This window comes from Dietzia alimentaria 72, assembly GCF_000226215.1.
GTDB lineage: Bacteria > Actinomycetota > Actinomycetes > Mycobacteriales > Mycobacteriaceae > Dietzia > Dietzia alimentaria.
Genome location: NZ_AGFF01000022.1, coordinates 1 through 13,159, shown reverse-complemented (window position 1 = coordinate 13,159; position 13,159 = coordinate 1). Strand labels below are relative to the sequence as shown.

Sequence of the window (13,159 nt, the reverse complement as noted above, 5' to 3'; positions counted from 1 at the left end):
CCGACGTCAATGAATTCGTGCGCTCGCCGCGGCGGGTGCGCGAGTGCATTGGCGGGGGCGTCTATGTGCGTGACCGTGGCCCAGTGGTGCGACGGCGTTGACTTCCGGTCTACGTGGGTGGACCCGCTCCGGCAGCCGCCGGCCCCCTCCCCCGCACCCGACTATTCGCCGGAATTCACAGCGACAGAAGCCGAACCTGCGCGGCCGGACTAGTGCTGAATTCGGGCGCTACTCAGACCGCCTCAGACTCGTCGGCCAGTGCCCGAGCTGCGGGGGCCTCGGTCTGGGCGGTGTTGCGCACGAAGAACGCGCCGACCACAGTGACCAGCGAGATCGCCGCGCCCACGAGGAGCGCGTTGTGCACGCCGGCCATCTGAGCAGCCGTGGTCTCCGCACCCGAGTTGGCCCCGGCAACGATGCCCAGGGTCATGACGGTGATGAACATAGCCGTGCCGGCCGCGGCCGCGACCTGCTGCAGAGTATTGAGCAGGGCCGAACCGTGCGAGTACAGGTGCGGAGGGAGCGACCCGAGCGCGGCGGTCATCAGCGGGGAAAACAGCAGCGCCAGACCGATGCTCAGGACGATGTGGAACGCCACCACCAAGCCCAGGGAGCTGTCGGCACCGAAAGTGGTCATACCCCAGAGCCCTGCCGAGGCGATGATCGCGCCGGGGATCACCAAGGGGCGGGGCCCCACGCGGTCGAAGAGGCGGCCAACAAACCAGCCGAGGACACCCATGAGCAAACCACCCGGCAGCAGCGCCAGACCCGAGTCGAGCGTGCTCACACCCAGCACCTGCTGCATGTAGAGCGGCAGGAGGATCAGGGTGCCGAACAGCGCCATCATCGAGATGAGCATCAGCAGAAGGGAGCCCGTGAACGTGGGCACGGCGAACGCGCGCACGTCGAGCAATGCGTAGTCCTTGAGCGCTAGCTGCCGCCAGACAAACACCACCAGCGCCACCACGCCCACGCCGATCGGGATCCACGGCGATATCAGGGCGTTCCCGGACGCGGCCTCGCCCACCGAGCTCAGACCGAAGATCAGACCTGCGAAACCGACGGCCGACAGGACGGCGGAGAACACGTCGAGCGGGATTTCCCGGTTCTCCGTGACGTTGCGGATCAGGACGCCACCGGCCACCAGCGCGAGCAGGGCGATGGGCAGGACCAGCCAGAACATCCATCGCCAATGCAGGGTGTCCAGCACCACGCCACCCACGAACGGACCCATGGCGGGCGCCATCGCGATCACGATGGAGATCACACCCATCGTCCTGCCACGACGGTCGGCGGGGACCACGTTGAGGACCGTCGTCATGAGCAGCGGGATCATGATGGCGGTGCCCACGGCCTGCACGACTCGGCCCGCCACCAGCACCGAGAATACCGGGGCGAGCGAAGCGAGCAATGTGCCGGCGGCGAACGTGGTCATGGCTGTGATGAACACCGCGCGCAGGGGCATTCGGACGAGCATCCACCCCGTCAGCGGGATCACCACGGCCATCGTGAGCATGAAGGCGGTAGTGAGCCACTGCGCGGTGGCCGCGGTGACCGCGAACTCCAGCATCAGCTGGGGCAGCGCCACAGACATGATCGTCTCGTTGAGAATCACTACAAACGCGGCCGCGACGAGAAGCGCGATCAGCCGCACGGTGGCGGCAGGCAGTGGCTGCGATGCTGAGCTGGCCTGCGGGGCGGCGGCGGTGTTAGACGTCACGGGTCGTCCTTACAGAAATCGTGCTGCGGAAATCGTGCAGGGGAAAGTGATTCAGGGCCCACGGGGCACGTGGCACGGCGCGTGGGAACCCTCGCACTCTAGCGGAATACGGGCTCCGCGCCGCCGCGGCGTGATCGGCATTACGTGAGCGATCTACCCCCACGGTCCCAGCCACCGACACACCTACGCCCCAGTGGTGCATATACCCCTATGGGTATATACTTCCATTGTAGTGCGAGCCCCTCCCCGGCCCGAGCCAAACTCAGGAGAACACCATGTGCAGAGCTGTGAAATGCCGCAAGTGCGGAAAAACGACCTGGGCCGGCTGCGGCATGCACGTCGACCAGGTGATGTCCGGTGTGCCGCGCGCTGATCGCTGCCAGGGTCACGCCGAAGAGCCGAAGGAAGGCTTCTTCGCGAAGCTCTTCGGCCGCTAAGGTCTTCGGCCGCTTGCCTCACCGCCGAGCTCGCCGCCAGCAGGCGGTCAAGCTCGCCGCCAGCACGCGGTCAAGCTCGCCGCCAAGAGGATTTCGCCTGCATCGCCCGAGAGCGATTGCACGATTTCCTCTTGGCGGCGTAGGGCGTAGGTGGTTGCGCGCGCCGCTATCTTTGTCGGTGTGACCAACCGGGAGCCCACGTGCAGCCATTAATCCGGGCCGCCAGCCTGCGGGGGTTCTGCGCGCTCGTGGCTGAGCTCGGAGGGGACCCCGGCGCGCTCCTCGCGGAGTTCAGAATCGACCGCGCGATTCTGGAGAACGACGACGGCCTGCTCTCGATCACCGACCACGACCGAATGCTGGATGCCGCTGCAGCCGAACTCCGCTGCCCCGACTTCGGCCTGCGACTGGCCGAGCGGCAGGACCTGACGATCCTCGGCCCCGTCGCCCATGCCATCCGCTCGTCCTCTACAGCGACAGAGGCATTGGAGTATGCCGGGCGGTTCATGTTCGTCCACAGCCCGGTGCTCACCATCGGCGTCGACGACGACCCGTGGGGCAGACGCGGCGTGATCGCCCTGACCTACCGCAAGGAACTGGCCGAATCGCCGTACTCCCCCCAGGCCCTCGAGCTGGGGCTCGGGCTGTTCTACCGGGTGACGGTGCAACTGCTCGGCGGGGCGACGGGCCTGCGATCGGTGGAGGTTCCGCACGGGCCGCTGTCCCCCACCCGCCGCTACCTCGACTTCTTTGGCGTCGACGTCAAGTTCGACCGCCCGGTGGCAGCCCTGTGCGTTGATCGCCGGAGCCTGGACGCCTCGTTTGCCACCGCCGACGAGGAGATCCGGAGAGCCGCCCTTCATTACCTGACGGGCGAGTACCCGGACCCCACACAGGCGGTGGCCAACCAGGTGCGCCGCGCCGTCAGCGAGAGCCTCCCCGGCCGGATCCCCTCAGTCGCGGAGGTGGCCACCCAGCTCCTGCTCCACCCGAGGACGCTGCAACGCCGCCTCGCCGCCGTCGACACCACGTACGCCAAGGTGGTCGACGACCTGCGACGGGACCGGGCACATCGGTTCATCACCACCACCGACCTGTCATTCATCCAGATCGCCGACCTCGTGGGCTTCTCCGAGCAGTCCACGCTCAGCCACGCGGTGCGGCGATGGTTCGGCGTCTCCCCCGGCGAGCTCCGACGTCTCGGGAGACGCCACACCGACAAACTGTCGCGCTGAAACAAGTTTTCTGGCGCAGGACGTCGGATGCTGGAACAAATCGGAAGAACGTCTCCCGACAAGGAGTGTCAATGACGACGCAGCAGCAGCCAGCCCAGCAGAAGATGATCGATCCGCAGGACACCGCGCGAACCCTCGAGCAGATCGGGGCCCGTGCGATCCCCGAGTTCGACGGGGTGCACGACATCTGGCCACGCGGCGATCGGCTCGAGGCCGTACGCGCGGCAGCGACCGAATACAAGAAGCGTTTTGTCCAGCAGGGGCAGGTTCGCGCGGTGAAGTCCGTCGACGTGGCGGGCGCGCCGTACCCGGTGAGCTATGGGTTCGACAACGCCGTGAGCGTGCCCAGCCTGCCGCTGATCACCATGATCAACCGCATGGTGGTAGTGCAGTACGACGATTGGAACGGCCGCCCCCGCACGCTCGTCTTTGAGCCCACCGTTCCCGCGGGATCGGCCGAGGCGCCGTTTTACAACAACCTGCAGAAGCTGATCGACAAGGTGCCGTTCGGCGCTCCGGCCAGCAAGGTGATCCTCAAGTACTTCAACGAGCCCGACGTGGCGCTGACCAAGGTCGGCCTGACGCCGGAGGATGTGGACTTCTGCACGTTCGACCATCTGCACGTGCAGGATCCGCGGATGATCCTGGGCTCCAGCCAGACCATCGCCGGTGAGACCTCGCCGCGTGAGCCGCTGTTCGGCGACGCCAAGATGCTCACGCACCGCCGCGAGTTGGCGACGTTTGAGAGTCTGCATCCCATGCAGTGGGCCTGGTACGTGGAGGACGGCCTCGTGGGCGTGGACCGGGACAAGTTCGCGCTGTTCGACGGCGACATCGAACTGGGCCCCGGCATCGCCTTGCTGTGGACGCCCGGTCACACCGACGGCAACCACTCCCTGGTCATCAACACCCCGGACGGCGTGTGGGTCTCGTCGGAGAACGGCATCTCGCTGGACAATTGGCAGCCCGAGCTCTCAAAGATCCCGGGCGTGCGGGCCTACCACGAGCAGTACGGCCGCGAGATCATCCCCAACTCGAACACGCTCGAGGACTCCCTTGATCAGTACGACTCCATGATCAAGGAGAAGACCATGGCGGATCCGTGCAAGGACGATCCGCGCTGGCTGCAAATCCTGCCCTCCACCGAGCTCGCGCCGTGGAAGCGTTTCTGGCCGGTCGTGCCCACGTACTGCCACGGCGGAATCGCGTACGGCCAGATCGAGTCCGGACTGAAGGTCAAGAAGTGACGACGACGAAGCCCGCCGCCCTTGTCACCGGAGCCGGTCGCGGGCTGGGCCGAGGGATCGCTGAGCTCCTGGCCGATCGCGGCTTCCTGGTCATGGTCACCGACCTCGACGCCGACACCGCCGCCGCCGCTGCCGAGGAGATCGGCCGGGGTGCGCTGTGGGCCGTGGTCGACGTGCGCGAACAAGCCCAGGTCGAGAAGGCTCGCGACGAGCTGATCGCCGCCGCCGGGTCCCTGGATGTCTGGGTGAACAATGCCGGAGTGCTGTTTACGGGGCCTGCCTGGGAGCAGGCGGAAGACCTGCGCAAGCTGCACCTCGACGTGAATGCGCTGGGCACGATCAACGGGACGATCGCGGCGATCGACGCCATGCGGGGCCCCGGTGGGCACATCATCAATATCGCGTCGCTGGCCGGGCTCTCGGCGGTGCCGGGCGAGGCCGTGTACGCGGCGTCCAAGCACGCGGTGTTGGGGTTCAGCAGCAGCACCGCGGCGGACCTGCGGCTGGCCGGGGTGAAGAACATCGACATCTCGTGCGTGTGCCCGGATGGCATCTGGACGCCGATGCTCTACGACAAGTTGGAGGATCCGCAGGCTGCACTGTCGTTCTCCGGTGTACTCCTCCAGCCGGAGGAGGTCGTGACGGCCGTGGGCAAGGTTCTCGACAAGCCTAAGGCCGTGGCGGCGCTGCCGGCGTGGCGCGGGATGATGGCACGTTTCGGTGCGGCGTTCCCGCGGATCGGGGCGGCCCTGCTGCCGCTGATGGCGGCGCAGGGACGCCGGGAGCAGAAGAAGCTCCACCAGAGCCAGGAATTACCCCGACGGTAACCGGCGGCAGGGTCAGGAGCGCGAGTCCTGGCCCTGCTGACTGGTGACTGTCGTCAGCAGGAAGACGCTGTCCTCGAGCGCCATCACCGAATGCCGCTCGTGGGTGAGGATCCACAGCTCACCCTCGGCGAACTCGCCCTGGGACTCGCTGTCCAGGTCCACGCGGACGCGGCCCTTGAGCACCTGCAGGCTCGCAGCCGGCGGCGAGTTGTGCTCGGCCATCCGGTTGCCCTCACGCAGCGCAATAACGGTCTGCCGCAGTGGCCCGTCGTGGGCGACGAGCCCGGCGCTGCGACCGCGCTCCTCGGTGAGTGCAGTAGCCATGTGAGACTCGGTCAGTTCCTTGAGGTTTGCCATGATCGACCTTTCCGTAGCGAGACGTTTGGACGTCTCCTCAACCTACCCACTACAGCTGCATCCCGGCTGACTGAGGGCTCACGCCGAGCCGCCACAGCGTGGTCCGTTCACGCGACCGCGCCACATGGAGCGGATCGGCTTCGTCGGCCGCGCGTGGGTGGCGCGGCGTGGTCTCCTGCGCGCCGACGACGGTCAGCCCGGCGGACTCAATGCGCGCCAGGAACTCCTCGCGGGTGCGAAGCCCGAGGTGCTCTGCCAGGTCGGACAGGATCAACCATCCCTGGCCGCCCGGAGTCAGGTGCTGGGTGAGTTCGCCGAGGAAACGAGTGAGCACGTCGGACTTCGGGTCGTAGATCCCCTGCTCCAACGCCGAGGTCGGGCGGCCGGGAATCCAGGGCGGGTTGCACACCACCACGTCAGCGCGCTGGGGATGAGCGGGCCACAGGTCAGCCTCTTCCACGCGAACCCGATCAGTCGTTCCGAGCCGGTTCATGTTGTTCACCGCGCACTGCGCAGCTCGCGGATTGATGTCCGTGGCCACCACCTCGCCGGCGCCGCGCCGGGCCAGCAGGGCCGCGAGCACTCCGGTCCCGGTGCCGATGTCAAAGACCACGGGCTGGTCCACGCCTTCCGGCCACGGCGCGTCAGCGACGAGGCCGATGTATTCATCTCGGGTGGGGGCAAAGACTCCGTAGGCGGGATAGATCCGGCCCCCCAGAGCGGCCACCTCGATGCCAGTCCGGTGCCACTCGTAGGCACTGATCACGCCGAGGATCTCGGGTAGGGACACCAACGACGTCTGGCCGTCGGCCTCGCCCGAAGGCTCCCCGTAGGCATGACCGCAGGCGTCTCGCACGTCAGGGGCCCGGCGCAACTCAATCGTGTGGTCGGTCTCCAGTTCGACGAGGATCTTCCCCAGGATCGCCGCCCGCTGCGATCGGGCCAGCCGGTTGGCGTGAAACAACTGTCCGGGTTCCGCATCTCGCGGCGCCCGGGACGCCTTCCGCTCGGCTCGCTTCTCCAGACGACGATCGAGCGCACGCAGGAGCTGCCGGGCGTTGTGGAAGTCGCCGCGCCACAGAATGCCCGTGCCGGAGCGGGCCATCCGCAGAGCGCTGTCCGCGGCGATGTCGTCGTCGACCACCACGATCTCGCGCGGCGGCACCGCACCGTTCTCGGAACGCCAGCGTGCGGTGCGCTCAGTACCGTTCTCGCTCCATCTGATCGTGGTCGTCATGACGCACCCCTGCCCGCGGCGGCTCAGCCGTGCGTCGCGGACTCCCACGCCGAGTGGATCGCGCCGTGGATGTAACCGACGTCGCCGGCGTCGCCGATAACCTCGCACTCGATGCCCGCGGCACGCAGTTCGTCGGCCAGCGGGGCCGCGGCGGTGGTGCCGTCGGCGTAGATGACCATGTCCGCAACAGCAGACTTGGCCTCGCCCTTAGCGGTGGTCCACTCGACTCCGGACTCGGTGATGCGAGTGACCTCCACCCGGCGGTTGATGTCCACGCCGTATTCGCGGGCGTGACGCACGGCGGTCCAGCGGCGCGGCATCGCCAGAGGCAGCCCGAGCTGCTGCGACTCATGCAGCAGCGTGACCTTGCGGCCGCGCTCAGCAAGGAACTCCGCGAGCTCCAGTCCCACCAGCGAGCCACCGATCACCACGACGTTCTTGCCCATCGGCAGCGCGATCTTGGTGAGGCGACGGATCCACGAGGGACGCTTGGTGATGGTCGACAGCTTGCCGAGACGCCCGGCCATCCGCAGGAAGAACCCGGCCTCGTCAGCCGTAGCGGTGCCCAGCATGGTGGCGCGCAGTGAATCGCCGGTGTGCACGTGCGGCAGGCCGCCGCCCGGGATGGTGGGGGCGGGACGCTTGGCGCCGGTGGCCACGATCACGCGGTCGGCGCCCAGCGTACGGATCGAATCAGGCGTGGCCTGGGTCTTGAGCCGCACGTCGATGCCCAAGCGCTTGGCCTCGGACTCGTAGAAGCGGATCAGCGGCTCGTTGGCCGGCGTGGTGAGGGTCGAGAACCACATGGTGCCGCCCATCCGGTCGGCCTGATCCAGCACAGTCACGCGATGCCCACGCTCGGTCAGCACCAACGCTGACTCCATTCCCGCGGGACCGGCACCCACCACCACGACGTGCTGCCGCTTGGGTGCGGGCGTGAGCGGCAACAGCGTCTCGTTGCCCAGCGCCGGGTTGACCGCGCAGAACGGGGTGTCGTCAAAGAAGTTCTCCGCAACGCACAGGTAGCAGTTGATGCACGGCCGCACCCGCTCGGGCGTTCCGGCGGCCAGCTTGTTGGCCAGGTTCGGATCGGCGAGCAACTGCCGGCCCATTGCGGCAAAGTCGACCTTGTCGTCGTCGATCGCCTCTTCCGCCACCTCCGGCAGCATGCGGCCGACGCCGATCACAGGGATCGATACGGCCTTCTTGATGGCCGCAGCGTTGTCCACGTAGGCACCGATCGAGTCCGGCAGGGGGCCGTCGGTGAAGTTGTTGAAGGGGTTGCGGCCCCAGCCGGTCACGTGGATCGCGTCGGCGCCCGCGCGCTCGAACAGCACCGCGGCCTCGGTGGCCTCGGCCAGGGTGAGCCCGCCGTCCTGGCCGTACTCCTCACCGGCCACCCGCACGATTACCGCGAGCTTGTCGCCCACGCGCCCCTTGACCGCAGCGATTACCTCGCACGCCAGCCTCGCCCGGTTCTCCAGCGACCCGCCGTAGGCGTCGGTGCGCGTGTTGTCCCGGCGATTGAGGAACACCCCCAGGATGTATCCGTGGGCCGCGTGGATCTCGATCGCGTCGGCGCCGGCCTTGGCGATCCGCTCGGCCGCGTCCGCCCAGGTGGAGATGAGCCACGAGATGTCGGCGTCGTCCATCTCCTTGAACACCATCTGCTTGCCGCCGGTGGCCGCGCCCATCCGGGCCAGCTCCTCCGGGGTGCTGTCGGCCAGCGCCGACATGTCGTAGCTGTAGTCCGGGACGCTTGGTGCGATCACCGGGCGGTCATTGGCCACGTCCACACGAGCGACCTTGCCGTGGTGCGTGGACTGCACACACAGCTTCGACCCCGCCGCGTGCACGGCGTCGGCCAGCGCCTTCAAGCCCGGGATGAACTTGTCCTCCGACAGGCCCGGTTCTTTCATCGATGCCGCGCCCACAGGGAACGCGATGGCGCAGGCCCCCGTGATGATGAGGCCGGTGCCACCGGCGGCACGGGCCGCGTAGTGGTCGATCTCGCGCTGCTCGATCTCCCCCTCCTCGGACACGTTCATGTCCATGGCGGGAAGGACTATGCGGTTGTGCGTGGCCATCGGGCCGATGCGGCCGGGGGACATAAGGCGAGGGAAGGTTGCGAGGGTAGTCACACGGGTGAGAATACGCCTGGGTTGACGGGTGTCTAGGCCAGGTTCCTTTTTCGGGGTGTCCGCATATCAACGACGACGACGAGGGGGGCGGTCGCGGCCCGCGCGCAGGTGCCGGTAGACAAGACGAATGAAGGTCTACACCAGTGCCGATGCGGCCATAGCTCCCGCAGCCGTCGCGGAGTTCGCCCGTCGGGCCGAGTCCGCCGGGTACGACGGGCTGCACATCTCGGAGACCGTGCACGACCCCTTCCTGCTGGCTCTCCTCGCACTTCAGGCGACCGATCGACTCATCGTGCGCACCTCCGTCGCGTTGGCGTTCGTCCGCAGTCCCCTGGCGACCGCGTACACCGCCTGGGACCTGTCCACGCTGTCCGGGGGACGGTTCCAGCTGGGACTGGGCACCCAGGTCCGGCAGAACATCGAGGAGCGGTACGGCATGCCGTGGTCGGCACCGGCCGCGAGGATGGGCGAGTACATCCGGGTTCTCCGGACGGCGTTCGCGGCGTTCCGTACCGGCGAGCTCACTCCGTTCGAGGGAAGTCACTACCGGATCACGCGGCTGCAGCCCTACTTCAATCCCGGCCCGGACGAGCGGACCACGGTGCCACCCATCTACCTCGGCGCGGTGGGTCCGCGCATGCTCGAGGTCGCCGGCGCCGGCGCGGATGGGCTCATCACCCACCCCACCAACGCGGACCGGGGCTACCTGACGGAGATGTGCCTCCCGGCGCTGACGCGCGGGGCGGCCGGGGCCGGTGGGTCACTGGCCGGGTTCGAGGTGGTCACCGGCCTGCAGGTGATCACCGGGGAGACGGCGGCCGATCTGGCGGCCGCACGCGAGGAGCGCCGCCGACTGTTCGCCTTCCTCTACTCGACACCCGCCTACCGCGGGGCGCTCGAGAGGCACGGCTTTCCCGACCTGCAGAGCGAGCTGGCCGTCCTCGTCCGCGAGGGGCAGTGGGACCGGTTACCGCACGTGGTCACCGATGAGGTCCTCGACGAGATCGTGCTGACCGCCCGGTACGGCGACCTGGCGGACGCGATCCGCGACCGGATCGCGCCGCTGCCGGGTGGCATGACGACCGGGGTGACCCTGGCGATGCCGGACGATCCCGACTTCGACGGCGCGGGAGCCGGCGTGGTGGCGCGGTTGCAGGCCGACGACGACTAGACCCTCTCGAAGAGCTGCTGCCCGATGTAGGTCTGGCCCTGGCTCATTCCCGGCGGAACCGCGAAGACTGAACTGCTCAGGTGCTGCAGGTACTCGGTCAGCCGGTCGAACTGCATCCGTTCGAGCACCGGCGTGAAATGCTTGCGGGGATCGCGGACAAAGGCGATGAAGAATAGTCCGGCGTCGAGCCGGCCAAGTTCATCCGAGCCGTCGGTGTAGTTGTACCCGCGACGCAACATATGGACACCGGCGTTACGGCTCGGGTGCACCATCGCGACGTGACTGTCCTCGGGAATCGCGAGATCCCCGCCCCCGGTGCGGGCGGCGAAGTCAACCGCCGCGAACTCCTCGCCGCCGGAGAGGGGGCCGCCCGAGACCTTCACCCGGCCGATCGTCTCCTCCTGCTCGAGCATCGACAGCTCATCCCACACCTCCATCGTCATGCGGATCTTGCGCGCACAGAGATAGGTGCCGCCGGCCATCCAGTTGCCGGCGGCGTCGTCGTCATCCACCCACACGAAGTCGCGCAGTAGGGCGTCCTCGTCGCCGCGCAGCGACGCTGTCCCGTCTTTGAAGCCGAAGAGATTACGCGGAGTGATCTGGTCCGCGCCGGTCGACGAGACGCGCCCGTACCCGAGCTGCGTCCACCGGACGGTGGCCCATCCAAAGGCAATCCGTGTGAGGTTCCGGATGGCATGCAGGGCCACGAGCGGATCTTCCGCACAGGCCTGGACCACCAGGTCCCCTCCGCTGCGGCCCGCGTCGATCTTCTCCGCCGCCATCCTGGGGATGTCCTCGGCCAGCGGGGCCGGGAGCTGGTCCGCCAGCCCGAAGCGGTCGTTGCCGTCGTCGTCGCGGAACAGGGTGCGCCCGAACCCGAAGGTCACGGTCAGCCCGGCGGCCTCGAGGTCGTGGACCTCCCCGGTGTCGGCGGGCGGTGCCGACCTCGAGACCCGTAGAGCGCCGACCGGGAGCCCGGCGGTGAGGTTCTCCGCAGCCCGGGACCATTCGGTGAGCAGGGCGATCAGCTCGTCGCGGTCGTCAGTGGTCACATCAAAGACGGTGATGTGCATCTGCTGCTGGGCGGGAGTGGTGATGCCCTGCTGGTGCTTGCCGCGGAACGGGTAGGTCAGTCCGGGAGCATCCGGGGCGGCACCGGTCGCGGAGGCGACGCGAGCTCCACCGAATCCGGCCGCCACGCCAACCCCTCCTGCGAGGCCGGCGGCGAGCAGCGTCCGGCGCTTCATGGTGATGGCGGGGACAGCGTCCGGGTCGGTCTGGTCGTCGGAGAAACCGTCGTCGCTACGCTCGGACTCCATATCTCAGCCCACCACGACTTCGGTCAGCGTCGCCAGCGGACGGCGTAGCGCGTTAACGGCATCGGACAGCTGCTTACGTTCTGCCGCGTCGAGTTCGGTGAAGGGGACGAAGCCGTCCGCGCCTTCGCGGTACCCGTCCAGAATGCTCGTCAGCGCGTCCATGCGGGAGTCGATCTCGGCGAGCAGATCGGGGTCCTCCCGCTCGGCGAGTTCGCGCAGAGTGTCGACGGCGACCGAGGACCCTTCGACGTTGGCCTGGATGTCGTACAGGTCGGTGTGCGAGAAGACCTCCTCCTCGCCGGTGATCTTGGAGGTAGCCACCTCCTCGAGCAGTGCGATGGCTCCGTTGGAGATCTCGTCGACGCTGATGGCGAAGTCGTCGGCGTAGACCAAGTCGTAGAGCTTCTGCGTGTCACGGTTCAGCAGGTCAGCGATCTCTCGGCCGCGTTCCGAGCTCAGAGCCTGCTCACCCTCGGGCAACCACAGGTCCTTCTCCAGCACATGCCATCCGGTCCACTGGTCATCGGAATCCTGGGAGTCTGCCTCGCGCAGGTCGATCGCCGGGTCGATGCTGCCGAACGACTCCGCCACGGGCTCGATCCGTTCGAAGTGGGTCCGCGCACGTGGGTACAGCTCTCGCGCCCGGTCGAGGTCACCCGCGGTGTAGGCCGCTGTGAACTCCTCGGTCCCGGCGAGTAGTTCGCCCACCTGCTCGCGGACGTACTCGGTGTACTCGGCCTCAGCCTTCTCACGAAGCTGCTGCACATCGTTGTCGACCGCGGCCACGTCCCCGGAATCCGTCACGGTGAACTCGGTGACATCGGCGAACTCACCGACCATGTTCGGCTTGCAGGCGGTGTAGTAAGTGCCCGGCTCCAACACGATGGTGAACGGGGTCGTGGTGCCGGGCTGGAGGTTCTCCTTCTCCCCCACCACCCGAAGCTTGTCCTCGGCGAGGATCTCGAACTCGTTGACCTCGGAGCCGTTGTTGATCAGATCGAACCGGGTGGTGCCGGACGGGGTCTCAGTCGCCGAGACTGGGCAGGAGTCCCCGTCGATGGCTACCTCGAGCGGGCCAGTCTGATCCGCGGCCGAGGTATCGGCTGTCTCGGTGGTCTCGGCGCAGCCGGTCAGGGCGGCTAGCCCCACGCCCACGCTCATTGCAGGGACCAGGACGGTTCTGAGCAGGGCGCTACGGGTCACGGGGTCTCGGCTTTCGTGTCGAACAGTGTCTGCTGTCGTGGTCATGGTCCGTCAAAGCCAACCGTTTCGACATTAGGTATGCCTCACCTTGGTTGCTTCGCAGGGAAAGTTTTACTCCCCCATCCCCCGCGGTGCAACACGCCCGGGGTCGAGTCAGCGCACACCGAGCGCCCAAACGTCAGCGGTTGCACACGTGGTGTTTTCGTGCAGACGCAATTGCCAATTAGTGAATTTTCGCTTCTACAGTAGGTTTTCTGGCCCTTCC

At 67.5% G+C, this 13,159-nt stretch carries 10 protein-coding genes; 4 read left to right on the top strand and 6 right to left on the bottom strand.

The window, feature by feature from the left end; translation table 11 throughout:
• Positions 1 to 232: 232 nt before the first annotated feature.
• Complete coding sequence (locus ON04_RS09135) at positions 233 to 1,720, bottom strand: MDR family MFS transporter (protein WP_010541305.1); 1,488 nt, start codon at positions 1,718 to 1,720, stop codon at positions 233 to 235.
• Between the two features lie 637 nt (positions 1,721 to 2,357).
• Between ON04_RS09135 and ON04_RS09130 the strand changes: the two genes are divergently transcribed.
• The 3 genes from ON04_RS09130 (at position 2,358) to ON04_RS09120 (ending at position 5,466) form a co-directional block, all read left to right on the top strand.
• The gene (locus ON04_RS09130; RefSeq protein WP_033444206.1) at positions 2,358 to 3,392 is read left to right on the top strand and encodes an AraC family transcriptional regulator; all 1,035 of its coding nucleotides are present in this window, start codon (positions 2,358 to 2,360) and stop codon (positions 3,390 to 3,392) included.
• A 71-nt stretch (positions 3,393 to 3,463) separates the two neighbouring features.
• Positions 3,464 to 4,639 (top strand): MBL fold metallo-hydrolase, encoded by a 1,176-nt coding sequence (locus ON04_RS09125; RefSeq protein ID WP_010541302.1) that lies wholly within the window; start codon positions 3,464 to 3,466, stop codon positions 4,637 to 4,639.
• Complete coding sequence (locus ON04_RS09120; protein WP_010541301.1) at positions 4,636 to 5,466, top strand: SDR family NAD(P)-dependent oxidoreductase; 831 nt, start codon at positions 4,636 to 4,638, stop codon at positions 5,464 to 5,466. The genes ON04_RS09125 and ON04_RS09120 overlap by 4 nt, the downstream gene beginning before the upstream one ends.
• Positions 5,467 to 5,478: 12 nt before the next feature.
• Here the strand turns inward: ON04_RS09120 and ON04_RS09115 are convergent, their stop codons facing one another.
• Genes ON04_RS09115 through ON04_RS09105 form a run of 3 tightly spaced genes read right to left on the bottom strand, consistent with a single transcriptional unit; the run spans position 5,479 to position 9,171 of the window.
• On the bottom strand, positions 5,479 to 5,823 hold the full coding sequence (locus ON04_RS09115) for a cupin domain-containing protein (protein ID WP_010541300.1): 345 nt from the start codon (positions 5,821 to 5,823) through the stop codon (positions 5,479 to 5,481).
• A gap of 49 nt (positions 5,824 to 5,872) precedes the next feature.
• Positions 5,873 to 7,060, bottom strand: a complete 1,188-nt coding sequence (locus ON04_RS09110) for a methyltransferase (protein WP_010541299.1) — start codon at positions 7,058 to 7,060, stop codon at positions 5,873 to 5,875.
• A gap of 23 nt (positions 7,061 to 7,083) precedes the next feature.
• Positions 7,084 to 9,171, bottom strand: a complete 2,088-nt coding sequence (locus ON04_RS09105; RefSeq protein ID WP_033444205.1) for an NAD(P)/FAD-dependent oxidoreductase — start codon at positions 9,169 to 9,171, stop codon at positions 7,084 to 7,086.
• 157 nt (positions 9,172 to 9,328) lie between these two features.
• Between ON04_RS09105 and ON04_RS09100 the strand changes: the two genes are divergently transcribed.
• Positions 9,329 to 10,372, top strand: a complete 1,044-nt coding sequence (locus ON04_RS09100; RefSeq protein ID WP_010541297.1) for a TIGR03617 family F420-dependent LLM class oxidoreductase — start codon at positions 9,329 to 9,331, stop codon at positions 10,370 to 10,372.
• Here ON04_RS09100 and efeB read toward each other — a convergent pair.
• Together efeB and efeO are read right to left on the bottom strand one after the other, a co-directional pair.
• Positions 10,369 to 11,691: an iron uptake transporter deferrochelatase/peroxidase subunit gene (gene efeB / locus ON04_RS09095; RefSeq protein WP_010541296.1), complete on the bottom strand. Its 1,323-nt coding sequence runs from the start codon at positions 11,689 to 11,691 to the stop codon at positions 10,369 to 10,371. The two genes, ON04_RS09100 and efeB, sit on opposite strands and share 4 nt — an antisense overlap.
• 3 nt (positions 11,692 to 11,694) lie before the next feature.
• Positions 11,695 to 12,894: an iron uptake system protein EfeO gene (efeO, locus tag ON04_RS09090; RefSeq protein ID WP_238529286.1), complete on the bottom strand. Its 1,200-nt coding sequence runs from the start codon at positions 12,892 to 12,894 to the stop codon at positions 11,695 to 11,697.
• Between the last annotated feature and the right edge of the window lie 265 nt (positions 12,895 to 13,159).